We start from the raw sequence: 26,433 nt of genomic DNA, 5'->3' as shown, positions 1-26,433 counted from the left end.
ATTACGATTCCGCTCGGGATTGATAGGGTTTCATCAACAAGGTGCCGACCAGGCTGACGGCAGCCGCGAAAACGATGTAATACGCGGCGGACTCTGCATTACCCGTAACCTTGGTCAGCCAGGTGATGATGAATGAGGCGAAGCCGCCAAAGATCGTGACCGCGCCGTTATAGGCGAGTGACAGGCCGGTGGTACGCACGCGGCTTGGAAACATCTCGACGAAGAGCGCGAGAATTGGACCCGTATAACCGGCGATCAATACGCCGAAGATCACCTGGAACACCAGAAGCGTCGAGAAACTGCGAGAAGCGTTGAGGTATGAGAATAGAGGATAACTGAAGACAAGAATCAGGACGGCCGCCACCGACAATACGCGGCGCTTGCCCACGCGGTCGGAGAACGCGCCGACGATCGGCGCCATGACCATCAGGACCACCCCGCTCACCACACCCGACACGAATCCCTGTTTTTGGCTTAGCCCGAGATAGCGCGTCGCATAGGTCGGCATGTAAAAGAGAATGACGTAGGTGCAAACTGTCCATAGCACTACCATCATCAGACTCGATAACACCTGGCGTGGGTAGACGCGTATCACTTCGCGCAAAGGTGTTTCGGCGTGTTTCTTCTGTGTAACGAACTCGGGTGTCTCGTCGATCTTCAGCCGGATGTAGTAGCCCACAGGTGCGATCAACATGCCCACAATGAATGGAATTCGCCAACCCCACCGCAGCACGGCATCTGCCGGCAGGGCCGACACGATCAGCGTGCCGACAAGACTGCCAATCACGACGGCAAAGCCGACACTGGTCTGGATCCAGCTCGAATAAGTGGCTCGGCGATCCTGCGGCGCGTGCTCAGTCAGGAAGGCCGTCGCACCCCCCATTTCACCGCCCGCGGAAATACCTTGCAGCAAGCGAGCGAGCACGATCAGGCACGGAGCAAGAAGACCGATGGATTCGTACGTCGGTGCGAACGCAATGATTGCGGAACCCAACGCCATGAGCAGCATTGCAAGCGACAAAGCGCGCTTTCGGCCGGCGCGGTCGGCATAGATCCCGAATAGAATGCCGCCCAACGGCCGCATCACGAAGCCAACACCGAATGTGGCCAGCGCAAGCAGCAGTGAAGTCGTTTCGTTGCCGGCCGGAAAAAACAGCTTGCCGATGATGGCCGCAAAGAATGCATACCCTGAGAAATCGAACCACTCGAGGCCGCTGCCAATCACTGTTGCGAAGATCGCGTGACGTCGCGTAGCGGCGGGAGAAGTCGCGGGCGCCGCTCCCGTGACACCGCTGCGTATGTCCATTGCCATGACTGTTTCCTTTCCGTTGTTTTTGCATAAAGCGAACGTTCGCGGTCTGCGCACCCCTTGAATGTAATTTTTGACATGGGGAGAGGGAAACGCTAATTTCGCATTCGCGTTTGCGATATTTGCAAACGCATGACAACGGAAGGTTTGCCTTCAACGTGCTTCGCTCACGGCGTCTGCTGCGCGATGGCCCATTCACGGAAGCGTCGTGCGGGCACACTTTCCGCGCGTTCCAGCGGGCGTGTCAGATAGTAGGCGCCGCCCATCGTGGCTGAAGCTGCCGACGCTTTGACGAGCGTGCCATTCTCGAGCAGCAGGTCGATGACCTTGCTCCAACCGAGCGCGATGCCTTTGCCGTGCGCCGCGAGTTCGGTGATCAACGGATAACTGTTCACGATGATCGTCGAGGTGGGATTGGTCCGCGTCACACCTACGCGTTCGAACCAGCTATGCCACGACATCCAGTTGCGTTCGGCATCTTCAAGCACGAGCAGCGTGTGCGACAGCAATTGCGCCGGTTCGAGGAGCGTGCCGTCCAGATAGTCGGGCGAGCAGACGGCATAGACCTGCTCATCGAACAGCTTCTGCGTGTGGGTGCCGGGCACGTCCGCCGTGCGCAGATAGAAGACGCCCACGTCGTACTCCGCGGGAGAGACAACGCCGAAATGGTCCCGCACGATGATCCGCAGATCGATGTCAGGATTGGCTTCGATAAAGGAGTCGAGCCGGGGCGCGAGCCACAATGCTGAAAGCCCGGCCGTGCAGGAAATGGTCAGCCGCGACTTGACGACCCGCGCCATCATATTCGACGTGGCGCTGCTGCAAAGCTCGAGAATGCTTCGCACGTCTATCGCATATGTTTCGCCGGCGGGCGTCAGGCGCAGGGCGTTGTGTTCACGTGAAAAAAGACGCCGCCCGAGGAATTCTTCCAGTTGGGAAATCTGGCGACTGACCGCACTCGGCGACAGATGCAACTCTTTGCCAGCACGAGTGAAACTCAGGTGTCGCGCGCTTGCTTCGAATGCAAGCAGGCAGCCGAGTGGCGGCAGTGGGGCTAGTGCCATGAATGGTAGTCCTTAGCCAGGCGCGTGGAGTAGCGGAAGTATGCACTGAAAGCCGAAGGCCTTATGCCGCCTGCCAAATCCACCTCGCCTCGACCGTGTTCTCGCACCCCGCTGGTCAGCATCGGAAATGGAAAGTAATGGCGGCATCTCATACCAATTCCTGTTGAAGTAATCCGGGAAGTAGTAGTTGTGCAAAGGACGCCACGCTTGGCAAATCAACGTTCTGATACCAACCCCTGTTGTGAAGCAAATTCAAGGTCCCGACGGTTCGACCATCCCAGCGAATTGGCATATTGAGTACGCTTTCGCATCTGAACAGCTGAAGTCGACCCGGACGGGCTTGCGGCACTCAGAAGCAATGACCGCGAGAAAGCAATTTTGGTTTCTTCATCGCGAAACCCTACGCGACCGCCTCGTCAGCGTGACAAATCCGCGCAGCGCCTTAAAATGTCCCCGTCTAACAGTTGCATCGAGTTCCGGCCGTCCGCGTCAGACGCGCTTCGCAGCTTCGCGCTCGCTGTCAGTCACTCGCGCAAGGAACCGCTCGGCCGCCAAGGTGAACGACTGTTTCCATATCTGCTCCGCGTGATCAAAATCGTGTTGTTTCAGTGCTTTGGCCAAGGCATCAATGCGCTCGACCGCATCTTTTTCACGATCCGTATAAGACATGTTCAGCAGGTTATTGAAGCGTACAACTTCAGCCGTCAACTCTTCAAAGTAGCGCGCCGTCTTCTCAAGGTGGCTCGCCTTGACGATTGCATCCTGGAACTCCAGGTGATTGTTGATCGAGGCATTCTGGTCCGGCTCCTTCGCAAACCGCAGCGCGTTGCGAGCCAATCTCTCCACGTCACGGAGCACGGTACCGGTCAACAGTTCCGGATTTGCCGCGAGCGCACGAAGGGCGATTGTCCCCAATGCGGACCGGAGCGCATACACCTCAAGGATGTTTTCCGGATTGATCTCTGCCACAACGGCGCCCCGGTTTGGCCGTACCTCGACAAACCCTTCCCGGCTCAAACGCTTCAATGCCTCCCGCACCGGATGGCGGGAAACGTTCAGTTGATCGGTCAGTCGAGCCTCGATCAGGCGCGTCCCGGGCGCAAATCGCCCGGAAACGATCGCGTCGCGGATCTGCATGGCAGCATACTCGACGCTGTCGATCGCCAGCTTGGGCGCGAGAACTCCTGCCTGCGTCTTTGTTCTCAGAGTCACCGAAAGTCGCCTTGAAAAATGTTGATAATCGACATTGTACGGTAGTCTGAGCAACCCGAAAATGACGGGCATCAGGCGTCGGCGAAGCATCCCTTTGTCGCTGGGTTCAGGGTGTCTGGACACCCGCCGTATTGAGAAATACCGCGTACAGTGACGTGCTGGCGGTAATAAACAAGCGATTTCGCCGCGGGCCGCCAAAGGTCAGATTTGCCACCGTTTCTGGCGTCCTGATCTTGCCGAGCAGTAGACCGTCAGGCGAGTAACAATGCACGCCGTCCTCTGCGGCCACCCAGACGTTGCCGTGGACGTCAACTCGCAAGCCGTCTGGCACACCCGGTTCGATTTCGGCGAACACACCGCCGCCCTTCAACGTACCGCTGCCCTCGACCTCAAACACCCGGATGTGGTGAGGTGCATGTGGATCGTGCGTACGGCCTGAATCTGCCACATACAGCAACTTTTCATCTGGCGAAAAAGCCAGGCCGTTCGGCTTATCGAAGTCGTCGCATACGATCGCAAGCTGACCGGACCGTGGGTCTAAGCAATAGACATTGCAACGTCCTATCTCGCTGTGCGCCTTGTAGCCTTCGTAGTCCGTCAAAATCCCATACGTCGGGTCAGTGAACCAAATGGTTCCATCAGATTTGACCGCTACATCATTGGGCGAATTCAGCCTGCTGCCTTCATAACGATCCGCCAGTACCGTGATCTTGCCGTCCGGCTCGGTACGTGTGACGCGTCGGCCGCCGTGTTCGCAGGTTATCAAGCGCCCCGACCGGTCGCGTGTATTACCATTGCTGTAGTTTGACGGGAACCGAAACACGCTGACGTTTCCGGATTCTTCTTCCCATCGGAGCATGCGGTTATTCGGTATGTCGCTGAAGAGAAGATAGCGCCCGTCCGCGACATACACTGGCCCCTCCGCCCAGCGCATGCCAGTATGAAGTTTCTCGAGACTACAGATAGGAATCAGGAATTCGGAAAACCGAGGATCGTGCACTTCAAAATAACTCACTGTGCCTCCTTCTTTTCAACGACCATGCACCCGTGTTGGTGACGCAGAACTGTCAAGATCCGCATGTCGTGCTCCCATCGCCCTTATGGTCAGAGCGAGATGGTCAGCCGCTTCTGTTCCTGTTCACTCGCGCCCCGGTACGCTGTGATTTCGATCTCGAACAGATATTCCGGGCCGCCCAGTGGCGAGCAGGTAACGCAGCTTGCCGGATCGATACCCCGGAAACGCTCGCCGATGAAACCCATCACGTCAGCCACGTCAGACTGACGAGGGATAAACACGCGGGAGCGCACCACGTCCCCAAGCGTTGCACCCACAGAGGCCAGTGCACCCTCCACATTCCTGAAAGCCTGCTCGGCCTGCCCCACTGCTGTCTCCGGCATCTTGCGCGTCTTGTAGTCCCGCCCGGCGGTCAGCGACATGAAGATCCAATTGTCCACTGCGACCACTCTCGAGTAGCTTTCACGGTCTTCAAGAATGCTGCCCGATTTGACTTTGGTAATCTGCGCCATCTCTCTCTTTTCCTTATTTCACAAAATGATTAGAATTACGAACTATTTCAACGAAATCAAGGGAGTCGACAACACCATGTCAGCTCCAGCCGCCGTCCACCACGAAGCTCTGTGAGGTGCACATGCGACTGTCATCCGATGCCAACCAGAGCGCCATGCGTGCGACGTCGTCCGGCATGACCAGTTCCTTGAGACACTGGCGGCGCTGGATCTCGGCCTTGCCTTCTTCCGTTACCCACAGTTCGAGCTGCCGCTTCGTCATGACCCAGCCCGGTACAAGCGTGTTGACCCGGATTCCCTGCTGGCCGAGGTCACGCGCCAGACCGCGGGTCAATCCCTCGATGCCGGCTTTGGCCGCAGTATAGATCGGCATTCCGCCGAGCCCCACCCGCCAGCTGAAGGAGCCGACATTGATGACGGATCCTCCTCCACGTCGAACCATGCCAGCCACGACCGACTGCGTGCAGAAGAACAGATGCCTCAGGTTCAGCGCAATGCGCTCGTCCCAGTACTCGACCGAAACACTGTCCAGTTCATGCCGTTCATCATGCGCCGCGTTGTTGACCAGCACATCAATATCGCCATACGCCGCGCAGTGGTCCGCGATAACAGCCCGGATGACTTCTATGTTGCGCAGGTCTGCGTGGAGGAAAACGGGCTTCGTGCGCCCCTGCTCGTCCAGCTTGTCGAGAAGCGAACGCGCCGCCGCTTCGTCACGCTCGATAAAGACAACCCGGGCACCCTGACGGTAGAACTGCTCGACGTGCGAGGCGCCAATTCCGCTGCCGCCGCCGGTGACCAGCACGTGGCGATTCTCTAGGCTGGGGTACTGTGCAAATTTCATCACGATTGCTCCTCTACCATTTACAACGGCGCGTGCAACGCCGGCATCGGCCTACGCCGACATCAACACGCTCAACAGCGAGCCTCGGTGATTGCCTGACCGGCAAGCCGTTCCCGCCCGACATTTCCGATCGGACCCATTTCCTTTTCCACCAGCGGCAGGACTTCAGAGACGAACCGCTCCATCGAACGTCGTGCCCGGTTGAGCGGCATGCATCCGAACTGAAAATTGCACGCATAGTGCGTCGGATTCAGCCGGCGCAGGTCCTTGACGATCCGCGCGGCCACTTCTTCAACATCGCCGACGACCGTATTAGCCGCGTATTGCTCGATCGTCTGCTCCCCTTTGAACGGCTCGTCACGGATGAAGCTGCCATCCATGGGAAGGTCGTTAAATCGGAGGTGGTGAGCCATGCGCCCAACATAGCGCGCCCGCTCACCTGCCTCGAGGGCCTCCGCACGACTGTCGGTGACATGCACGTACTGCATGATCGCGAGGGGTTTCGTTTTGGGATCGACACCGATTGATTGCCAGTTCTCCTCGAGCTGATCGACCATCTTGTACAGGACCTGCGATCCGAGCGTACTGGCCGCGAGAAACGGCGTAGCGTTGCTGTGCTGGATACGCTTGAGCAACGGAACCTGGCTCGTTGTCACGTACACCGGAGGCATCGGGTTTTGCAGCGTCCTGACCGCGAACGTCGATTTCGGCACCTTGATGTACTTACCCTCGAACTCGACCTCCCCGTGGAGCAGCACGCTTTCAACGACGTTCCAGTATTCAAGGAACATCTCGATCTTTTCTTCGATGGGCAGGCGAAAACGCTCGAATTCGAACTGCTGGTAACCCGTACCCATACCGATCACGGCGCGCCCTTCCGACTGGATATCAAGCAGCGCAATTTCCTGGGCAACACGCACCGGGTTGTACAGCGGCAGTACGATGACCCCGGTGCCGAGCTTGATGCGCTTCGTCCAACCCGATGCGTACGAAGCCATCATTAACGGCGACGCACACATCGAGTAATTGCAGAAGTGGTGCTCCGCAAACCATGCAATATCGAAGCCCAGATTTTCGGCCGCCTGGACCATCGCCTTGGTGTCGCCCATCACACCAGCGGCTCCCTCGGGGTGATCACGCAGCGTCATGAGACTGAAAATTCCTAATTCCATCAAATTCTCCAGATTACGTTCCAATCAATACAGCTACTGTTCAGCAGCCTTCGCGCACCGCTTAAGACAACCAGCCGTGGGAAGGCGCCGATGCAGAACCCATCACACATTCGCTAACGCAGGAAGCGCCGCCGTAGCGGCATACGCTCCATTTTGGTAGATGAGGGGACTGACCTCTTCCGCGAACCGGACCTCTTCAACCTCGCCGATCACGACCACGTGTGTGCCGTACTGGACCGTGTGTCCGACACGGCATCGCAGATTGGCCTGCGCATCGGTCAGGTAGGGAATCCCCTTCTCGTCGCGTTCCCAGTTGCCCGCACAGAACCTCTGCTCGCCCTTGAACTTTCCTCCGAACGCGCTCGAGACTTCCACATGGGATTGCTTCAGCACGTTGACGTAGAACCGACCCTCAGCCAGCAGCGGCCCAATCACGGACGAAGATGCATTCATGCATATGACCATCGAGCATGGTTCGACCGACAAGGATGTGACGGCAGTGGCGGCCATCCCAAACCAAACTCCTTCGCGTGCGCAACTGATCACGCTGACGCTCGCAGCCAGCCTGCGCATGCATTGACGGAAGTCGCTGTGAAGATCGACGGTACTCATGGCCTGTCTCGATAGAGTGTGAACATGCCTAAATATTGCAGATTATCTACAATCCGTCAAATGAAATTTCCTGGTTCACCAATACCTTCAGACCTATGGGCAAGCCCTTTATCTACCTACGCAGCCACCTCCCGCCGCCCTGCTAACGCAACGGCCAATGCCGGTGGCCCGGCAAGCGCTTTGAATATCAGAGGGTAATACCGCCGTCGATAATCACCGTCTGACCGGTCATCATCCGCGCACCGAATCCCAGGTAGGCGATGGTTTCCGCCACGTCGCCCGGTGTTGCCCAGCGCTTCAGAGGCGTCTTTTCGATTGATTCACTTCTATGCTCTTCCGTCCAGCCTATCCCCCATGAGCTTTCCACCACGCCCGGCGCCACGGCATTCACGCGAACGTCCGGAGCGAGTGCACGGGAAAGGTTTTTGGTGAGATTGATCACTCCAGCCTTCGACGCGCTGTAACAGATACTGCTGCTCACTGACCCGAAGCCTGCGATCGATGCCGTGTTCACGATCGCGCCTTTCGCCTCCGTCAGCGCTGCGGCAGCGAATTTTGAGCACCGAAACACGCTCATCAGATTGGTGTTCATGATGAACGACCAGAGATCCTCGCTGATAGAGTCGAGATCAGTGACCGGAATCGGCTTCGTGAGTCCCGGTACCCCCGCGTTATTGACCAGCAGATCAAGACGTCCCAGCTCCTCGACGGCCTTTTTGACCATCGCCTCGACGCTATCCGCATTGCCAACGTCACCAGGGGCCTCAATCGCGGTGCCTCCGGCCGCCAGGATGGCCTTCACGGCTTCCGGACCACGCGGATCACCTGGAAGGAAGTTGACCGCCAGCGCGGCCCCGGAGCGCGCGAGAAGCTTTGCGGTTTCCAGGCCGATACCCGACGCCGCGCCGGTAACCAGTGCTGCGCGATTTTTGAGGTCAAACGAAATCATGGGAGTCCTTGCTTGTTCAAGTGGATGTTGCTCGGCGAGCACGCAACCGGCGCGCCAACCGCTACGATTTATTGACTGTCTTTCAGGCTCTGCTCAGGCTCTGTATTCCCGCTGAAGGAAACGCTGCGTTCTCTCGTCGCGAGGATTCTCAAGAACCTCCGCCACCGTCCCGATTTCGCAAACCCGCCCCGAATGGAGGAAGGCGACGCGGTCTCCCGACTGGCGCGCGAATGAAATGTCGTGCGTCACTACGACCATCGTCATGCCCTCCGATTTCAGCAGGCGCATCGTGTCGAGTACCTCTCCCACCAGCTCAGGATCGAGTGCCGAGGTGACCTCATCGAACAGCATGTAGCTAGGTTCCATGGCAAGCGCGCGGGCAATAGCGAGACGTTGCTGCTGGCCACCCGACAAGCGGGACGGGAACAGGTTCTCCTTGTCGCCGAGACCCACATGCGCCAAGTGCTTCTTCGCAATCACGCTGGCATCGATACGGTTATGTTTTGCAACCAGCCGGAGCGCGAGTGCGACATTTTCGAGAGCGGTGAGGTGCGGAAAAGCGTTGTATTGCTGAAATACGATCCCAAGCTTCTGCCTTAACTTGTTCACGTTGGTGTCTCTTGCGTGAACGTCGATACCATCGACAAGGATGGATCCACCCTGAATCGGCTCAAGCCCGTTGATACACTGGAGCAGTGTCGACTTCCCGGACCCGCTGGCCCCCAGCAAGCACAGCAGTTCCCCTTTATTCACGTCCAGATCAATCCCTTTGAGGATTTCGACGTCTCCGAACTTCTTGTGGACCGAACGGATTTCGATCATGATGCGAGGCCTTTTTGCAAATGAGCGCTGTAGCGCGAGACGGGATAACAGATCGCGAAATAGAACAGCCCGACGCCGAGCAGAAGCGGCAGGGTCTCGTTGGTACGGGATATGAGAATCTGTGCCGATTTCATGAACTCCACGTATCCGACGACGCTCACGAGCGCGGTATCTCTCGTCAAGCCAAGCAGAAGCCCGATCCACGCACTGAGACCCGTGCGAAACGCCAGCGGCGCAGAGATATGGATGAGTGTCTGAAAATACCCGATGCCCAACGAGCGTGCCGCACGGATATAGGCGTAGGGCACCGTTGACAGCGCGCCCCGGACCACTTCGGACGTAACCACGGTCATGGACGAGCTCAGGACAATGATGCTCAACCAGAAAGTGCTGAAGCCGGTTCCCGACATCGAAAGCGCACTGTTGACGAGAATCAGCTGGATGATCAGCGGAACGCTGCGCGTGATATCGACGTATGGCGCCGTGACGATTCGGATACCTGACGATGCGTGTCGAAGCCATCCAAGCAGGATTCCTCCGATCGTCCCGATTGCCCCCGCAAGAATGGAAACCATCAGGGTATGGACCGCTCCGACGAGTAGGAACTGCGCGTCGCTCCAATGAAAGCCTTGGTCGATTAATACAAACTGCATATGTTATGTCCTCAACGCACGACGAAACACAAGCCTTAATCCGAACTCGGTGGCTTTCGCAAGCACGTAATAGATTGCCGCAGTCACGATGAAAAATTCGAAGCTGCGGAACGACACCGATTGGGCCGCATTGGCGGCACCGCTCAGTTCCCTCAGGCCGATGAGCATCCCCAGTGACGAATTCAACAGTGCCCATACCGCCTGGTTGGTGAATGGCAGGATCACGTGCCGGAAAACCTGCGGAAATATCACGGTCCGGTATGCCTGCCACTGACTCATGCCCAGTGACCGGGCCGCCCTTAGCTGCTGAGGAGGAACAGCGGTCAGGCCCCCGCGAAAAATCTCTGCGAGGTAGCCCGCGTTGTTGAATGTCAGTGCGATGAGCACCGAAGAGAAGCTCGAGATGTTGATGCCGAGCGCACCGGCACCGAAGTACATCATGTACACCTGAAACAGCGTCGGCGTATTTCTCGCCACCTCGATCCATGACGCTGAAAACGCGCGGGCGACTCCCCGTGCATTTTGTCTTACGATCGACAACGGCATTGCCAGCAATGTTCCAAACAGCACTGAGAGACACGTGATCTCGATCGTCAGCCACGCCCCGGCCATCAGTTGGGGCCATGCATCCCACACTAGAGACCAGTAAAAGGTATAGCCAAACACATGTACTCCCAATAAGGCGTGATCCTGATGGCGTTTGTATCGCTAGCTCAGTAATCGACACTCTTGAGGCTGAGCGGCGCCGGCTCGCCGGGCGCAATGTACTTGTTATAAAGCTCCTTATACCTGCCCGATGAGACCTGATTCCAGATGAACAGCTTCACCCACTGCAGGAACTGGTAATCGTCCCGCTTTACCGCAATCGAGTCCATATCGGCCAGGTCGGCTGTCGCGCCAATGACGAACGCCGGGAATTTGCCACTCTTGACCAGCAGGTTGGCGGTGGACGCCGACACCAGGATTGCGTCGACTTTCCCTTGCTGAAGGGCGAGATATGCTTCGGTATCCGAGCCGAAACCCGTATAGGTCGTCTTTGGATCCTTCCACTGTGCAATGGACTTATTGATGAACTGCTCCGTTGACGTGCCGTTGACGCCTCCTAGCGGATGTCCCTTCATACTGCCGGACGACTGGATGTTCGTGCCTTTTCGGGTAAGCACAACGGTAAGGTAGTTGATATACGGTTGACTGAACGCCACAGAAATTCCGCGTTGTGCTGTGTTCGTCGTTGAGGCCACCAGGACGTCAATTCGATTCGACACCAGCGCGGGAATACGGTCGGGAGATGGCGTGTCGACGATCTCCGCCTGTGCGCCGAGCGCCTGTGCCATATCCTGACAATACGCCACATCAAAGCCGTCCGGCTTGTTATCCGGCGTCCGGAAACCGGCAGGCGGCGAATCCAGCATGACACCGCAGCGCAGCTTCTTCGACTGGATGACAGAATCGAGCGTTGATCCGTAGCTCGGTATCATGGCCGCCGCAAGGGCGACCGCCATCATGGCGCGTACCAACACATTAACTTTTGACATGTCCTGTCCTTTGCTAAAAAGCAGGCCGCGATTCTTCGCGGTACTGTTCACTGGATTGATCCCGGGAGGTGAAGCGCGTGCCCGATACTGCGCTCCCTTGCTTGCTACTTTGCCGCCACCAACCGTCGGCTATCTGCACCCGGTAAACGCAATGCGATCCCCTGGCGAACGCTCGGTTCGCATCTTCGACAAACCCGACGCCTGTCAACTTCCCCATTTCAGGGACGTCGGAGAAGTCGTGCAGTGACACTAAATTAAGTAGATTATCTACAATTGTCAACTGAACAAAAACCCTACCAAGGCGGGCAATGGAGCAGGTTATGTTCATAGCGCATTGAGCAACGCTCGTGTTTTGGTGCTGGTGCGATGCTGGGGGCTTCCGATCCAACGATGGGAGCTCGCCATGCAGCCAACCGAACTGGTGACGTTGAACATGCGCGAACTCGACCGTCTTAAAGTGATTCAAGCTGTCGTGGACAGGATGCCCAAGACTGGGCTGGTGCCGAGCGTTTGCACCGGGCGGTGCGCCAGGTCGAGCGCTTGGTGCTTCGATACAAACAAGCTGGCGCGACCGGCGTTGGGTCGGCTGCCCGAGGACGTCCGGGCAATCGAAAGCTCGATGAGGCAACGGCGTACCGGGCGCTGATTTTGATCCGAGACCGCTACGCCGATTTCGGTCCGACGCTCGCGTGCGAGAAACTGCGCGAGTGTCAAACTTGAAGCTGGCCAAGGAGACCGTCAGGCGGTTGATGATCGATGCCGGCTTATGGACGCCTCGCCGACAGCGCCCGCCGAAGATTTACCAGCCGCGCTCGCGACGCTCGTGCCTGGGTGAACTCGTGCAGATCGACGGCTGCGAGCACGGCCAGTCAACAGCGGTCGCGGCACCCGCACCGGCAGCGCCCGGAGGTCAAGACAACTGTGTTGGTAGCTACCTCCACTCTGTACATGTCAAACAACGTTCTTCCCCGTCAGAATGTCCGTTCTTAAAAAACTCAAGCAATGTCGGTGTTTTGTAAGTTGACGGCAGGCTTTTGCGCGAGACAAGACACGAGGAGACCCGATGAAACAGACGACACTGGCCGAGGCCCCGCCTTCTGGCTCTGCGCCGCGATCCAGCCCCTCGCCGGCCGGACGTAAGCCCGCCCGCACGGCAGGAAACGCGGCGCTGTTATGCGTATTGTCGATGTCAAGCGTGCAGTTCGGCGCGGCGCTTTCCGCGCCGACAATGAACACCTTTGGCTCGTTCAGCACGACGTGGATCCGACTCTCCTGGGCGGCGATCGTGCTCGCTCTGATCGTCCGTCCGAAGATTCACACCTACTCGCGCTCGCACTGGTTTGCAGCAGGTTCACTGGGTGTCGCGATGGCTGGCATGACCCTATGCTTCTTCGTCGCTATCCAGCGCATCCCATTGGGACTGGCGGTGGCTATCGACTTTCTCGGGCCGCTCACGGTCGCCACCATCGGCGTGCGCCGCATGCGGGCTCTGATCTGGCCGCTGCTCGCCTTAGCGGGCGTGCTACTGCTTTCGCGGGATCGAGCGGGTTGGGTCGGGGAGCCGCTCGGCGTCCTGCTAGCATTTGGCGCGGCAACGGGCTGGGGCGTCTACATCGTGCTGATGAAAAAGACGGGCGCGATGTTCAGCGGGCTTGAAGGTTTGTCTGTCTCGCTGATCGCGGCAGCCATCGCCGCCATGCCCTTCGGCTTGCTGCAAAGCGGTGGCCACATACCGCTCGCTCAGGTGGCTGCGACCGCCGGTCTTGCGCTGCTTGTGCCCTTACTGCCGTACGCGCTCGAGATGATCGCGCTACGGCATATGCCGGCCTCCTCGTTTGGCATTCTGATGAGCGTCGAGCCGGCGATCGGCGCGCTCGCCGGCTTCATCGTGCTGCGTCAGCCGATGACCGCGATGCAGTTAGCCGGCATGTTTCTCGTGGTGTGCGCAAGCATCGGGGTGGTGGTGTTAGCGCCCTGAGCAGGATTGCGGCAAACCGTCGCAAGGAAGCCAATCGTAAAACATGCGATTGCCGCGGGCCCGCAAAGCCTCGCTTTACCCGCCAGCAATCCGTCCAGCCAACTGCTAACATGCGAGTCGCCGAGGCGAGGACGCGCACGCGTCAAGCCTCCCTCACCCTCTCTAACCTGCCATGTCTCTGCTAAACCTGCTCGCCCCATGGGAGCCTTCTTTCGGGCTCGTGGCAGTTTTCGTTGTTGCAGCGGTGCTGTTTGCGCGAGGGTCGCGGCGTGTTCATATCAGCGTTGCCCGACGTATAGCGTTTTGGGTCGGCCTTGCGTTCTTCTACATAGCGCTTCACACAAGGCTCGACTATTACGCCGAGCATGAGTTCTTTGTACATCGGCTACAGCATCTGGTGCTGCACCATCTGGCTCCGCTGATCCTGATGTCCGCCTATCCAGGTAGCGCGCTTCGAGCCGGCCTGCCGTTGCGATGGCGCAGTGCGCTGCGACGTTGGCAGCATCGCCGGCCAGTGCGCATCGTAGCCGCCGTCGTGCTCAACCCCGCCTTCATCTCCGCGGCCTTCGTCATCTCGGTTGTCTTCTGGCTGATTCCATCCGTACAGTTCGTTGCGATGCTGGACTGGCGTATCTATACCTTCATGAACTGGTCGGTCGCGGTGAGCGGCCTGCTGTATTGGTGGATGCTGCTCGATCATCGGCCCCATCCGCCAAGCCGTACCCGGCCGGGCTTGCGGGTTCTGTCGCCGGTCATCACGATGACGCCACAGATCCTGGTCGGCGCGATCATCACGTTCTCGTCGCACGACCTGTATCCGGTTTTTACGCTTTGCGGCCGCGCGTTCACATCGGTTCCGCCGACGCTCGACCAGAGCCTGGGCGGCCTGATCATGTGGGTGCCGGCCGGTGTACTTGAAGCCATTGGCGCAATGATGGCCTTGCGCCACCTGATGCGCCTGTCCGAACTCCCCGCGCGAGTGCCGCCAAAATCAAGGCCCGTGAAACGCGGGGCGAAGCCGGTCCTCAGAGATCTTTAACCAGCCGCAGCGCATCGTAGATAGCCGCGTGCGTATTGCGAGCCGAGACAGCATCGCCAATTCTGAATAGTTGAAACTTACCCTCGGCATTTGAACTGCGCGTCTGTACCTTGCCGTCAATGAGCTGGTCGTAGTCGACGGCGCCCAGGTTGCTCGATAGCGGCTTCAGGTCGAAATAGAGGTCATCCATGGGGATGGTGCCGTGATTCACCACGACCTGGTCATATCGTTGCTCTTTGCGAATGCCGCCGTAGTCGCTTCCCACCACCGCCACCAATTCACTCCCCTCCCGATAAACCGCCTCCAGCCGATAGGTAACCGTGAACGTGACATCGAGCTTCTGTAGCGAGCGCATGTATGGCACCAGGTTCATGCTCATCACTTCAGGCGAGAAGGACCTGTCCGGCGTCATGATCTCGAGCTTGCCACCGGCTTGGGCGATCACCTCTGCTGCCTGAAGGGCGGAATGGTCACCGGCGTCATCGAAGAGCAGGACGTTCGATCCGGGTTTGACATCGCCTGAAATAATGTCCCATGCCGACACGACAAGATCGTTACCCGCGCTCAGTACGTCCGTGTGCGGCAGGCCGCCGGTCGCAACGATCACAACGTCTGGGTTCTCCGCAAGAACGGCATCGGATTCGGCCCACGAGTCGAATTTGAACTGCACGCCATAACGCTCGCACTGAGCCATGCGCCAGTCGATGATGCCGATCATCTCCTTGCGTCGCGGGCTTTGCGCGGTCAGACGGATCTGACCTCCGGGATAATGCGCCGCTTCATGGACGACCACATCATGCCCACGCTCACCGGCCACGCGAGCGGCTTCGAGTCCTGCCGGCCCTGCCCCGATGATCACCACCTTTCGCCGGATGTCGGCACGCGCAATATGGTGGGGCATGGTGAGTTCACGCCCCGTCGCCGCGTTGTGAATACAGAAAGCGGCGCCGCCCTGATAAATGCGGTCAAGACAGTAATTCGCCCCGACGCACGGACGAATATCGTCCTCGCGTCCTTCGATGATTTTCCGGACGATATGCGGGTCCGTCATATGGGCGCGAGTCATGCCCACCATGTCGATTTTTCCCGAGGCGATCGCGTGCCTTGCGGTAGGGACATCGGAAATTCGGGCTGCATGGAAGGTCGGGAAAGCGGTTGCTTCGCGAATCTCCCCGGCAAAATCCAGATGCGGCGAACTCTTCATGCCCTGAATCGGAATGACGTCGGTGAGTCCCGCATCCGTATCCAGATGACCGCGAATCACGTTGAGAAAATCCACCAGGCCGCTTTCCTTTAGCTTGCGCGAAATCTGCAGACCATCCTGTTTCGTCAAGCCGCCTTCGATCATCTCGTCGGCTGTGTATCGCACGCCGACCAGAAAATCCGGGCCCACGCGCTTGCGAATTGCCGTGAGTACCTCGAACGTGAATCGAAGACGGTTATCGATGGAACCGCCATACGGTGCGTCCAGCGTGTTGGTCAAAGGCGACCAGAACTGGTCCATCAAATGACCGTAGGCCTCGAGCTCGAGTCCATCGAGCCCGGCAGCCATCATTCGTTCCGCCGCGTCTGCATAGTCCCGGATGATGCGCTCGATGTCCCAGTCTTCGAGCTTCTTGGGAAAGGCCCGGTGGGACGGTTCGCGATTATGCGACGGTGAAATCGCAGGCAACCAGTCGCCTTTGTCCCAGCGAGTGCGCCTGCCTAGATGGGTCAATTGAATCATCACGGCCGCGCCGTGCTCATGGCATTCGTCGACCAGTTCCTTCATCCAGGGCACGACCTCATCCTTGTAGACCAGGACGTTATTGAATACCGGTGGACTATCGCGCGATACCGCCGCCGATCCAGCCGTCATGGTCAACGCAATGCCAGCCTTGGCGCGCTCGACGTGATACGCCCGATAGCGCTCCTTGGGCAATCCGTCTTCTGCGTAGGCCGGCTCATGCGATGTTGTCATGATCCGGTTACGCAAGGTCAGGTGCTTGAGCCGATAGGGTTGCAGAAGCGGATCATTCGTCATGACGGTGCCTTCAGACGTTGTTAGGGACATGCGCGGTTCTATGGCGGCAATTACAGCAGCAGGCGCGGGATCGTTTCGTCCCAGCTACGCTCGCGCACCATCTGCCCGTTTTCTTCGGCGCGTAACGTGCCTTTTAGATAAAAGCGTTCTTTATCGGAGGTCATCTGCACTTCGCTGCGCACAAGGATGTCCCACCCTTCGCGCCCCATGCGCAGCGATTGCGTCAGCGTATAGCGGGCGCTCAGCGGGTCGTTACCTTGAATGTTCAGAACACGCTTCAGGTTGTGCTCGACGGTTGTATCGATCTCGGCGAACCGCTGAACGCCTTCCCCAAAGAGGCCGCCGATGCCTTCGGTAACGTACGTCCATTCGCCCGTTGTCAGGTCGTAAGACGAAGTGCGCGTCATGCTCCCTGTACGTACCTGCTCGGCGGGTGTCGCGGGACCCCGCACGGGGGCATGGAATTCGAGCGGCGGCTCGTCCGCTTTCGCTTCACGTACCGGCAAATGAAGCGCTGTATTGCCGAGCGTAACTTCAACCGTCGCGTCTTCCGGCGCGGGCCAGATCAGCGGCCAATAGGTCGTCGCCAACGACAATCGAATCCGGTTGCCGGCTCCAAATTCATGTGCGCACGCATCGAGTGTCAGCCGCACGCGATACCGTTCGCCCGGCGTCAACGCGGCAGGTTCAGCTGACCCGTCACGGTGCGTCAGGTTGAAAACGCCATAACAAACCCGTGTTACCGCGCCGTCCGGCATGACTTCGGAGAGCCGTGCGCAGAGGTAGGCGACCGGCCGGTCACTCGATACATCCACTTCGAGTTCCGGCATGCCAAGCAGCGCTAATGGTTCAGTTAGCGGGGCGCTGTCGAATACTTGTGCGAGGCCATCGTCGATACGCTGGTCGGCGGGGGACTCACCTGCCACGCCCGTTCCCATCCATTCGCCGGCAGCCACACCGTGTCCTTGCGGCGTATGAATGAGCACCCGCGTCGCAGTGTCGGGCGCTGTGCGTGTCAAGGTACCGTCGCCCAGATACAGGGGCTGCATCGAGACCGCGGGACTTGGCCATGCTGTTTCGGAGATCCATCTGCCGGGTGTCGTGGCGTAGGTCGTCTGCGGAGCGCGCGGTGTCTCCATCCATACGCGCAGCGCCGGGCGGTCCGGCGCATCATGCGGGCCGTCAGTGCGCAGCCATCGGTTCCACCACTCCACGGCTTCCTGCAGAAAACCGACTGCAGGTCCGGGTATGCCGTCATGCGGATAGATATGCGCCCAAGGTCCGATCAGACCTTGCCTGGGCACCTGCAAGCCGTCCACCAGGCGGAATACGGCGTTCGTATAACTGTCAGCCCAGCCGCCTATCGCGAACACCGGGCACTGGATAGCGGACCAGTCCTCGCATATCGAACCATGACGCCAGTAGTCGTCACGGTGCGGATGCTCCATCCATAGCGCGGGAAAGAACGGCAGCGTGTCGAGCCGCTCGATCCACGCAGCACGCCATTCTTCTCCATACAATAAAGGGTCCGGCGGACGGCCCTGATAGGCGAGCATGATGCTGCCCCACCACAGGTTGTCGTTGAGCAGGCAACCGCCTTTGTAGTGGATATCGTCTGCGTAGCGATCGTCGGTTGAATAGACGGTGATGATCGCCTTCAATGCGGGCGGCCTGCGCGCGGCGACCTGCAACGCGTTGAAGCCTCCCCACGATTTACCCATCAAGCCGACCGCTCCGCTGCACCACCGCTGCCGCGCGATCCATTCGATGACCTCGAGCGCGTCGTCCTGCTCTTGCAGTACGTATTCATCCGCCATCAACCCATCCGACTCGCCGCTGCCGCGCATATCGACGCGCACTGCGGCGAACCCTTCCGATGCGAAGTAGTGATGCATCGGCTCGTCGCGCGATCGAGTGCCGTCACGCTTGCGATACGGAATGTATTCGAGGATGGCGGGCACGGGTGCTGCGTCGGTCCCGGCATCGTCCGGCAACCAGATGCGCGCTGCGAGCCGTGTCCCGTCCGCAAGCGGAATCCAAAGGTGCTCGATTACCCGCACCCGTCCCGCCTGCTCATTGTTCCGCTGCATACTTCAACTCTCCCGTGAACGTCTTCGATTCAGCCGGCCGTGCGCTGTGCAAGAGGTTTTCGTCGAGCCATCCGATCCGCAGTTCGGGAACCGATGACAGCAGTCGCTTTGTATAGGGATGGCTCGGCGCATTGAACACATCGGCCGTGGCGCCTTGCGCGATGACTTCGCCACGCAGCATCACCGCGACGCGCTGCGCAATGCGCCTTACCGTGCCGAGATCGTGGGTAATAAAAAGGTACGACAGCCCGATGCGTTTTTGCAGGGACTCCAGCAACGAAAGAATCCCGTCCGCGACCAGCGGATCGAGGGCGGACGTGACCTCGTCGCAAATCACCAGATCGGGTTGTGCCGCCAGTGCGCGCGCAATACAAACGCGCTGCTTCTGCCCGCCGGATAACTCAGTCGGCTTCCGGTCGATGAACGTTTCCGGTAGTTCAGTCAGGCGCAGTAGTTCCAGCACACGGTCACGAACCTTATCCTTATGGATGCCGAAATAAAATTCCACCGGACGGCCGATGATCTCCCCGACGGTGTGCATCGGATTGAGTGCGACATCGGGTGACTGATAGACAAGTTGGATGCGTCGCTTCAGTTCACGTGAGCGTTCGGCCAGGCGATGCGGCAGCAGAGCGCCGTCGAAGCGCAACGTGCCGCTCTGCTGCTCGATGAGCCCCACGATCGATCGTGCAACCGTGCTCTTGCCGCTGCCGGATTCGCCAACGAGCGCCAGTGTTTCACCGCGTGCGAGCGTTAGCGCGACGTCACACACGATCGCCTTGCCGTGATAACCGGCATTCAGTCCTTCGATACTAAGCAGCGGCTCGGTCGCATGAGGAGGACCGGCGCGCAACATGCCGGTCACGCTGCGCTCAGCGACCAGACGCTGGGTGTATTCCTCACGCGGCGCGTTCAGCACTGCGTCCGTCGTACCCTCCTCGACCATCCGCCCGCTGCGCAACACCATGATCTTGTCCGCGACCTGCGCGACCACTGCCAGATCGTGCGAGATGTAAAGCGCTGCCGCGCCGAACTCACGCACGATCCTGCGCAACACGACCAGCACCTCTATCTGCGTGGTGACATCGAGCGCCGTAGTTGGCTCGTCAAGCACAAGGATTGATGGCTTGCACGACATCGCCATGGCGACCATCGCACGTTGCAATTGCCCGCCGGAGACCTGATGCGGATAACGTTGCCCGAAGGCGTCCGGGTCCGGCAGATCGAGTGACGCAAACAACTCGCGCGCCCACTTCTGCGCTTCGTCGCGGCTCATCAATCCATGCCGCAGCGGCCCTTCGCAAACCTGCTCGCCGATAGTCAGCGCCGGGTTGAATGCAGCGGCCGCGCTTTGCGCCACATAAGCGACCTTGGTAGCGCGTAGTGCACGCTGCCGTTGAGGCGTTACGCCCAGAATATTCTCGCCGTCCAGCAACACTTCGCCACCGGTGATCCGGCAGCGGCCCCGCGCATAACCGAGCGCCGCCAGTCCGATGGTCGATTTACCCGCACCGGACTCGCCGATCAACCCGAGCACTTCTCCTTGCGCGAGCGTCACGTCGACGTTGTCGACCAGCACCTGGCCATTGGGCGCCTCCACGCGCAACGCACGCATCCTCAAGACTGGATTCATGCAATTGCCCCCGCCTGTCCGACCGCCCGCACCGACAGCAGCCAGTCGACGACCAGATTGATGCCTACAGTCAGCAGCGCAATCGCCGCAGCCGGGACAAGTGGCGCGATGCCGCCGAAATTGATCACCTGCGCGTTGTCTCGGACCATGCCGCCCCAGTCGGCGTACGGCGGCTGGATGCCCAGCCCGAGGAAGCTCAAGCCGGCCACGAACAGGATCGTGAATCCGAAGCGCATGCCGAACTCCGCGAGCAGTGGAGGCACTGCGTTAGGGAGTATCTCGCGGCGGATGATCCACGCGAGCCCCTCTCCACGCAGCCGCGCCGCTTCTACATATTCCTGCACGGCGATCCCCTGTGCGACGAGCCGGGCGAGCCTGAACACGCGCGTTGAATCGAGAATCGCGATCGTCCCGATCAGCACCGGCATCGACGTGCCCAGCACCGACAGGATCATCAGCGCGAAGATCAGCACCGGCATCGCCATGAGCGTGTCGACGATGCGCGACAGCACATGATCGACCTTGCGTCCCAGCACTGCCGCCGAAAATCCCGTGACAATGCCGAGCGAGAACGACAGCAACGTGATCGCGAGTGCGAGGCCGAGCGTCGTGCGCCCGCCATACAGCAGCCGCGAAAGCATGTCGCGCCCGATGCTGTCAGTGCCTAGCCAGTGACCCGCGCCCGGCATCATCCATATGTCGCCGACGGTCTCAGTCTCTCCGTGCGGCGCGATAAGCGGCGCGCCCAGCGAGGCCACGGCGATCACCGCGACAATCGCCATGCCAATCGCGGCGCTCATGGGCATCTGCTTGCCGAACACTTTCATTGCCCCTTACCTCGCATGCCGCAAGCGCGGATTTGCCCATACTGCGAGCACGTCGGAGACGGTATTCAGTCCAACATAGGCCGTTGCAAAAAGCATCCCGCACGCCTGGACCACGGGCAGATCACGCTTCGATACCGCGTCCACCATCAACTGCCCGACACCCGGATAAACAAACACGACCTCGACCATGATGACGCCGACAATCAGATAAGCCAGGTTGAACGACACGGCGTTGATGATCGGCGCGAGCGCATTGGGCAGCGCGTGGCGCACCACGATCCACCACTTGGGCAAGCCCTTCAGGATCGCGGTCTCGGTGTACGCGCTGCCCATCACGGCAAGCACGGATGCTCGCGTGGTGCGCAGCATGTGCGCGGCGACGACGAACAGCAGGGTCAGGGTTGGCAACGTGGTTGCGTAGATACGCTCGGAGAACGCCATGTCGGGCGACACGGAGGCCAGACTCGGCAGCACTGGAAACTTGACCGCGAGCAAGAGCAGCAGGATGTAGCCGACAAAAAATTCCGGCATCGATACGCTCGCGAGCGACAGTACGCTGGCCGCCCGATCGAATACGCTGTCTTGCCAGATCGCCGAAGCAATGCCGACCAGCACTGACAGTGGCACCGCGACGATCGCCGCGTAACCCGCGAGAAACAGCGTGTTGTACAGCCGTGGCAACAGGTCCTCACCGACCGGACGCCCGTTCGTCAGCGACGTTCCGAGATCGCCATGGATGAAATGCAGAAGCCATTGCGCATAACGTTGAAGCGCCGGATGGTCGAGACCGAGCGATGCACGCAGCGCCGCGACCGTTTCCGGTGTCGCCGACTGCCCCAGAATGGCTGACGCTACGTCACCGGGCAACAGCTCGGTGCCCACGAAGATCAGCACCGAGACGAGCCACAGTGTCAGCACACCGGCCAGCAGCCGGTGCAAAACAAGACGCTTCATTACGACTCCAGCCAGACGTGTTCCGCGAGCCGGCCACCCATGAAGTTAAACAGCGGATGCGGCGTGGCGCCGTGAAGCTTGCTGCTGGTTGCGTCGATATAGTCGGCGAAAAGCGGAATCATCGCGCCGCCGTTATCGCTCACCATGAGCTGCATTTCGCGGTACAACTCGTGGCGCTTGGTGTCGTCGAGCATGGCGCGCGCTTGCAGCAGCAACGCGTCGAACTTCGGATCGCGCCAATGCGTGTCGTTCCACTTCGCGTCTGACTTGTACGCAGTCGAGAGCATCTGGTCCGCAGTCGGCCGTCCGCCCCAGTAGCCCATGCAGAAAGGCGCCTGCATCCACACCTTGTCCCAGTAGCTGTCGGCAGGCTGGCGCCGAATTGAAAGCTGGATGCCGGCAGGCGCGCATTCCCCTTGGAACAGCGCAGCCGAATCCACCGCACCGGCGAACGCGGCATCCGACGTAGACAACTCGATCTTCAACTCCGACAGCCCTGCCTTCTTCAGATAGAACTTCGACTTGTCGGGATCGTACGCATGCTGCGGCAAATCCGCGGCGTGGAAACGGTCGGTCTTCGGAATCGGATGGTCGTTGCCGATCGACCCGTAGCCACGCAAGATTGTCGTCAATTGCTTCTGACGATCGATGCCGTATTTGACGGCGAGCCGCACGTTGTTGTCGGAGAACGGAGCCGTCGCGCAATCCATCAAGAACGTGAAATGCTGACCGCCGGACGAGCGCACGATGTTGACCGTCGGGCTGCGCTTGAGCAGGTCTACAGTCTTGAAGTCGACCCGGTTGATTGCATGGACCTGGCCGGAGATCAGCGCGTTTGTGCGAGCGGTGGCGTCGTTGATCACGATCAGCTCGACCGCATCCACATACGCCGCATCGGCCTTCCAGTAGTTCGGATTGCGCTTGAACAGCGAGCGCACTCCCGGCGTGAATTCGCCGAACACGAAGGGGCCCGTGCCGATCGGGTGGCTCCAGTCCTTGAAGCCGTTCGGCACCACTAGCAAGTGATAGTCGGACAGCAGGTAAGGCAGATCCGCATTGCCGCTTTTCAGCTTCATCGAGATCTGCAGCGGGTCGATCTTCGTGATCTCGGTCACGTCGGCGAGACTCGCCTTGATCGCCGACTTCGAGGCATCGCCGCGATGCAGGTTGATCGAATAGATCACGTCGTCTGCGTCGAGAGTCTTACCGTTGTGAAATACAACGCCCTTGCGCACCTTGAGAATCCATTCGGCGGCGCCCGGTTTCGCTTCCCAGCTTTCAAGCAACTCGGGCTGCGCGTGCATCTTTGCATCGATCTCAACCAGGCCGTTCATCAGCATGTACGCCTGATTGAGCGGCACCCAGTCGGGCAGCAGGGTCGGATCGATGGAGTCTGTTGTGTTGCCCCCGCTCATGCCGAGCTTGAGCAGGCCACCGCGCTTCGGCTGCGGTGCGGCAAGCGCGCTGGCCGGGAGGATCAGGCCAAGCCCCGCGCCTGCGCCGAGCGCTGCGGCGCCCTGGAGAAACTGGCGGCGGTTCAAGTGGCGATCCGGATTCGTATGCAGCGGCAGGTCAGGCAAGTCCCCTTGATCGTCGAACGGCTTCATGCTTGAACTTCTCCTCAGGGTGTCAACGCGTGGGATTGGGGTGCTTTCGGGCTCGCTCAATGCAAGCGCTTTTTAATCGGCCAACGGGGTCAGAGCGGTGACCTCGCGGCGAGTATCGGTAGGCAAAACTATGCGGTCAACGCACTTTATTTTCACTCTCGCATAACAACAGGTAATATGAACGCCAGCACTCCGGACGCAAGTTGCCATGCGAGCAACTCAAGCGTGTCCCGCAGAAAACTGGAAGCGCGAGAAATGAAAGGTTACCGTCGCCTGATTCCTTCGCTAAACGCATTGGTCGACTTTGAAGCTGTTGCGCGGCTCAAGAGTTTCACGCTGGCAGCCGACGAACTGGGCGTTACGCAGGCCGCTGTCAGCCGGCAGATCCGGTTCCTCGAAGACGCCATGAAATTGCAGTTGTTTCATCGGCTGCACCGCTCTATCGCGCTCACGAAAGAAGGCGAAGACCTGTTTTTCGTCACATCGGAATCGCTCCAGAAGATCGCGGGCACCTTCGACAGCCTCAGCAGTAATACACGGGAGCAGGAGTTTGCAATCCTGGCGACCGCCGCGTTTTCACAGTTCCGCATCTTGCCCAGGCTGCCCCTGCTGAAGCGGTTGCAGCCGCAGCTCAAACTACGCCTGACCACGCAGATGTTCACCGCGGACCTGCGTCACAACGAAGTGGATATCGCCATTCGCTACGGATCGGGTAACTGGCGCGACGGTCACGCAACCCTTCTCTTCAATGAAGAGGTGGTGCCCGTCTGTTCACCGTCCTGGCTCGAGGCGCACAGCCAACCTCAATCTCTGCACGACCTGAGCCATGCCCCGCTCATTGCGTACGACTCCACCTCCGAAGGCTGGATGGGTTGGGAAGACTGGTTCGATACATTGGGCATCAAGCGCAGCCGCCTGAACTACGTGCTGCGTTTCAGCCTCTATACCGATGCCATTCAAGCCGCGCTGCAGGGACAAGGGGTTGTGCTGGGCTGGCGGCGGATGCTGGGCGACCTGCTGACCTCGGGACGCCTCGTTCCGCTCGGCGATGCCTCCATCAAGATGACCGACGCGTATTACGCCGTCGTGCCGCATGGACACGCTGTCACGCCGGCGGTGGATGCAGTGATCGAGTGGCTTCGCGACGAGCCGGTCGCGTGAAGCGCTAACAGTCTGAACGCCGGGCTCGCATGCTGTTGCTATTACCTATAGTTATGCGAGCGAGAAAATAAAGCGCGTTGACGGCTCGAATTGGCCTATCGATACTCGGTTCACTCCGCGACTCAGGTCGTGCCAGTCAACGTAGAGAATCTGATAAGGACCAGTGGATGTCGAGCATCAATGGCACTACGCACGGCGCTTTGTTTCGCAGTCGGGCTTTAGGTCACGGCATGCCCGGCGCCCTGTTTGGCCGGCAGGATGTCTTTGAAAACGACGTTGATATCTTCTTCCACAAACACTGGATCATGGTTGGTGTATCGGCCGATGTACGCGAGCCGGGCGACATCTCGACTGTCGATATAGGCCGGGCCTCGATCATCATTGTCCGCGACGACGACAAGGTCATTCGCGCTTACCGTAACGTGTGCCGTCATCGCGGCGCGCGCTTGCGGGAGCCGGGCAAGGGATCGGTCGGTTTGCTCGTCTGCCCTTACCATCAGTGGACCTATGGCCTCGATGGCGGCCTGAAACATGCCGCGCATATGGGACAGGATTTTGACCGCACATGCCGCAGCCTGATGCCTGTCCGTACGCGCGTAGTCGGTGGCTTGATCTTTGTGTGCCTGAGCGATGACGCGCCCGCGGACATTGCCGTGTTCGACGAGACCATGACGCCGCGCCTCGAACCGTACGACCTGTCCCGCACAAAAATTGCCTTCGAAACCGATCTTATTGAAAACGGCAACTGGAAGCTGGCAATCGAAAACAATAGGGAGTGTTATCACTGCGGCGCGACGCACCCCGAGCTCACCGTATCGTTCCTGGCTGAAGATTTCGGCTTCTGCCCCGACGGGTTGAGTGAGGAGTCCGAGCGCGCGCTCGACGAATATCGTGCGCTCAATGCGGCTTCGTTAAAGAGTTGGGAAAAGGATGGGCTGCTAAGCTCGAGCGTTGAGCAGATGGATAACATAGCAACGCTATTCCGAACGCAGCGCCTCGTCATTGCCGGCAACGGCGAGTCACAAACAATGAACACGAAGGTCGCCAGCACGAAGCTTCTCGGCAACAACACGCGCCGCGATCTCGGCGATACGCATCTGTGGACGCACAGCTCGTGGTCGCACTTCATGAGCGACCACGCGGTCGTTTCCTACCTCATACCGCTTGCGCCCGATCGGACGCTGGTACGAACCAAGTGGCTCGTTCACGAGGATGCAATCGAGGGCGTTGACTACTCACTGTCGAATCTCATCGAAGTGTGGCAGGCGACCAATGCGCAGGATGCCCGTCTCGTCGAGATCAATCACCAGGGTACGCAGGACCCGGGTTACAGGCCCGGACCTTTCTCGCCGTTCACCGAGTCGTATCTCGAACGATTCTCGCGCTGGTACGCGGCGCGGCTGGAAGCACACGGCCTTTGAA

At 59.3% G+C, this 26,433-nt stretch carries 24 protein-coding genes and 1 pseudogene; 5 read left to right on the top strand and 20 right to left on the bottom strand.

Annotated elements, in window-relative coordinates; all coding sequences use genetic code 11:
• Window position 1: 1 nt before the first annotated feature.
• The 14 genes from M0D69_RS23915 to M0D69_RS23855 all read right to left on the bottom strand — a co-directional run bounded on the left by M0D69_RS23915 (window position 2) and on the right by M0D69_RS23855 (window position 11,699).
• On the bottom strand, window positions 2–1,306 hold the full coding sequence (locus M0D69_RS23915) for an MFS transporter (protein WP_301784365.1): 1,305 nt from the start codon (window positions 1,304–1,306) through the stop codon (window positions 2–4).
• Between the two features lie 170 nt (window positions 1,307–1,476).
• On the bottom strand, window positions 1,477–2,373 hold the full coding sequence (locus M0D69_RS23910; protein ID WP_301784354.1) for a LysR substrate-binding domain-containing protein: 897 nt from the start codon (window positions 2,371–2,373) through the stop codon (window positions 1,477–1,479).
• A gap of 148 nt (window positions 2,374–2,521) precedes the next feature.
• The gene (locus M0D69_RS43845; protein ID WP_367619752.1) at window positions 2,522–2,722 is read right to left on the bottom strand and encodes a GAF domain-containing protein; all 201 of its coding nucleotides are present in this window, start codon (window positions 2,720–2,722) and stop codon (window positions 2,522–2,524) included.
• 140 nt (window positions 2,723–2,862) lie between these two features.
• On the bottom strand, window positions 2,863–3,657 hold the full coding sequence (locus M0D69_RS23905) for a GntR family transcriptional regulator (RefSeq protein ID WP_301784353.1): 795 nt from the start codon (window positions 3,655–3,657) through the stop codon (window positions 2,863–2,865).
• 34 nt (window positions 3,658–3,691) lie between these two features.
• On the bottom strand, window positions 3,692–4,600 hold the full coding sequence (locus tag M0D69_RS23900; RefSeq protein WP_301784352.1) for an SMP-30/gluconolactonase/LRE family protein: 909 nt from the start codon (window positions 4,598–4,600) through the stop codon (window positions 3,692–3,694).
• Between the two features lie 89 nt (window positions 4,601–4,689).
• The gene (locus M0D69_RS23895) at window positions 4,690–5,112 is read right to left on the bottom strand and encodes a RidA family protein (protein WP_301784351.1); all 423 of its coding nucleotides are present in this window, start codon (window positions 5,110–5,112) and stop codon (window positions 4,690–4,692) included.
• 79 nt (window positions 5,113–5,191) lie between these two features.
• On the bottom strand, window positions 5,192–5,956 hold the full coding sequence (locus M0D69_RS23890) for an SDR family NAD(P)-dependent oxidoreductase (RefSeq protein WP_301784350.1): 765 nt from the start codon (window positions 5,954–5,956) through the stop codon (window positions 5,192–5,194).
• Between the two features lie 71 nt (window positions 5,957–6,027).
• Window positions 6,028–7,128 carry an LLM class flavin-dependent oxidoreductase gene (locus M0D69_RS23885; protein ID WP_301784349.1) on the bottom strand — a complete coding sequence of 367 codons (1,101 nt, stop codon included), beginning with the start codon at window positions 7,126–7,128 and terminating at the stop codon, window positions 6,028–6,030.
• A 102-nt stretch (window positions 7,129–7,230) separates the two neighbouring features.
• The gene (locus M0D69_RS23880) at window positions 7,231–7,701 is read right to left on the bottom strand and encodes a flavin reductase family protein (RefSeq protein WP_301784364.1); all 471 of its coding nucleotides are present in this window, start codon (window positions 7,699–7,701) and stop codon (window positions 7,231–7,233) included.
• A gap of 226 nt (window positions 7,702–7,927) precedes the next feature.
• Window positions 7,928–8,731 (bottom strand): SDR family NAD(P)-dependent oxidoreductase, encoded by an 804-nt coding sequence (locus tag M0D69_RS23875; RefSeq protein WP_301784348.1) that lies wholly within the window; start codon window positions 8,729–8,731, stop codon window positions 7,928–7,930.
• A gap of 51 nt (window positions 8,732–8,782) precedes the next feature.
• Window positions 8,783–9,511, bottom strand: coding sequence for an amino acid ABC transporter ATP-binding protein (locus tag M0D69_RS23870; RefSeq protein ID WP_301784347.1), 729 nt, complete (start codon window positions 9,509–9,511; stop codon window positions 8,783–8,785).
• On the bottom strand, window positions 9,508–10,164 hold the full coding sequence (locus M0D69_RS23865; RefSeq protein ID WP_301784346.1) for an amino acid ABC transporter permease: 657 nt from the start codon (window positions 10,162–10,164) through the stop codon (window positions 9,508–9,510). Before M0D69_RS23865 ends, M0D69_RS23870 begins: the two co-directional genes overlap by 4 nt.
• Before the next feature lie 3 nt (window positions 10,165–10,167).
• On the bottom strand, window positions 10,168–10,830 hold the full coding sequence (locus M0D69_RS23860) for an amino acid ABC transporter permease (RefSeq protein ID WP_301784345.1): 663 nt from the start codon (window positions 10,828–10,830) through the stop codon (window positions 10,168–10,170).
• A gap of 47 nt (window positions 10,831–10,877) precedes the next feature.
• Window positions 10,878–11,699, bottom strand: a complete 822-nt coding sequence (locus M0D69_RS23855) for a transporter substrate-binding domain-containing protein (protein ID WP_301784344.1) — start codon at window positions 11,697–11,699, stop codon at window positions 10,878–10,880.
• 403 nt (window positions 11,700–12,102) lie between these two features.
• Here M0D69_RS23855 and M0D69_RS23850 point away from each other — a divergent pair.
• The 3 genes and pseudogenes from M0D69_RS23850 to M0D69_RS23840 all read left to right on the top strand — a co-directional run.
• Window positions 12,103–12,562: pseudogene (locus tag M0D69_RS23850) on the top strand (ISNCY family transposase); the annotation flags it as partial.
• Between the two features lie 200 nt (window positions 12,563–12,762).
• Window positions 12,763–13,677 (top strand): DMT family transporter, encoded by a 915-nt coding sequence (locus M0D69_RS23845; RefSeq protein WP_301784343.1) that lies wholly within the window; start codon window positions 12,763–12,765, stop codon window positions 13,675–13,677.
• Window positions 13,678–13,897: 220 nt separating this feature from the next.
• On the top strand, window positions 13,898–14,716 hold the full coding sequence (locus tag M0D69_RS23840; RefSeq protein ID WP_367619751.1) for a cytochrome c oxidase assembly protein: 819 nt from the start codon (window positions 13,898–13,900) through the stop codon (window positions 14,714–14,716).
• On the opposite strand, the gene M0D69_RS23835 is transcribed toward M0D69_RS23840, so the two are convergent.
• Genes M0D69_RS23835 through M0D69_RS23810 form a run of 6 tightly spaced genes read right to left on the bottom strand, consistent with a single transcriptional unit; the run spans window position 14,703 to window position 23,850 of the window.
• A complete protein-coding gene (locus M0D69_RS23835) occupies window positions 14,703–16,739 on the bottom strand; it encodes an NADH:flavin oxidoreductase (RefSeq protein WP_301784341.1) in 2,037 nt (678 codons plus the stop codon). The two genes, M0D69_RS23840 and M0D69_RS23835, sit on opposite strands and share 14 nt — an antisense overlap.
• Window positions 16,740–16,789: 50 nt before the next feature.
• Window positions 16,790–18,829 carry a CocE/NonD family hydrolase gene (locus tag M0D69_RS23830; protein ID WP_301784340.1) on the bottom strand — a complete coding sequence of 680 codons (2,040 nt, stop codon included), beginning with the start codon at window positions 18,827–18,829 and terminating at the stop codon, window positions 16,790–16,792.
• Complete coding sequence (locus tag M0D69_RS23825) at window positions 18,813–20,462, bottom strand: ABC transporter ATP-binding protein (protein ID WP_301784339.1); 1,650 nt, start codon at window positions 20,460–20,462, stop codon at window positions 18,813–18,815. Before M0D69_RS23825 ends, M0D69_RS23830 begins: the two co-directional genes overlap by 17 nt.
• On the bottom strand, window positions 20,459–21,289 hold the full coding sequence (locus tag M0D69_RS23820) for an ABC transporter permease (RefSeq protein ID WP_301784338.1): 831 nt from the start codon (window positions 21,287–21,289) through the stop codon (window positions 20,459–20,461). The genes M0D69_RS23825 and M0D69_RS23820 overlap by 4 nt, the downstream gene beginning before the upstream one ends.
• 6 nt (window positions 21,290–21,295) lie before the next feature.
• The gene (locus tag M0D69_RS23815; RefSeq protein ID WP_301784337.1) at window positions 21,296–22,243 is read right to left on the bottom strand and encodes an ABC transporter permease; all 948 of its coding nucleotides are present in this window, start codon (window positions 22,241–22,243) and stop codon (window positions 21,296–21,298) included.
• The gene (locus tag M0D69_RS23810) at window positions 22,243–23,850 is read right to left on the bottom strand and encodes an ABC transporter substrate-binding protein (RefSeq protein ID WP_301784336.1); all 1,608 of its coding nucleotides are present in this window, start codon (window positions 23,848–23,850) and stop codon (window positions 22,243–22,245) included. The genes M0D69_RS23815 and M0D69_RS23810 overlap by 1 nt, the downstream gene beginning before the upstream one ends.
• A gap of 255 nt (window positions 23,851–24,105) precedes the next feature.
• Here M0D69_RS23810 and M0D69_RS23805 point away from each other — a divergent pair, with 255 nt between their 5' ends.
• Window positions 24,106–25,011 carry a LysR substrate-binding domain-containing protein gene (locus M0D69_RS23805; RefSeq protein WP_301784335.1) on the top strand — a complete coding sequence of 302 codons (906 nt, stop codon included), beginning with the start codon at window positions 24,106–24,108 and terminating at the stop codon, window positions 25,009–25,011.
• 167 nt (window positions 25,012–25,178) lie between these two features.
• Window positions 25,179–26,432, top strand: coding sequence for an aromatic ring-hydroxylating dioxygenase subunit alpha (locus tag M0D69_RS23800; protein ID WP_301784334.1), 1,254 nt, complete (start codon window positions 25,179–25,181; stop codon window positions 26,430–26,432).
• Window position 26,433 lies beyond the last annotated feature (1 nt).

It is taken from the genome of Caballeronia sp. SEWSISQ10-4 2 (genome assembly GCF_030464885.1).
Lineage (GTDB): Bacteria > Pseudomonadota > Gammaproteobacteria > Burkholderiales > Burkholderiaceae > Caballeronia.
Note: the sequence above shows the minus strand (reverse complement) of the source record. Positions and strands in the feature narration are given on the sequence as shown.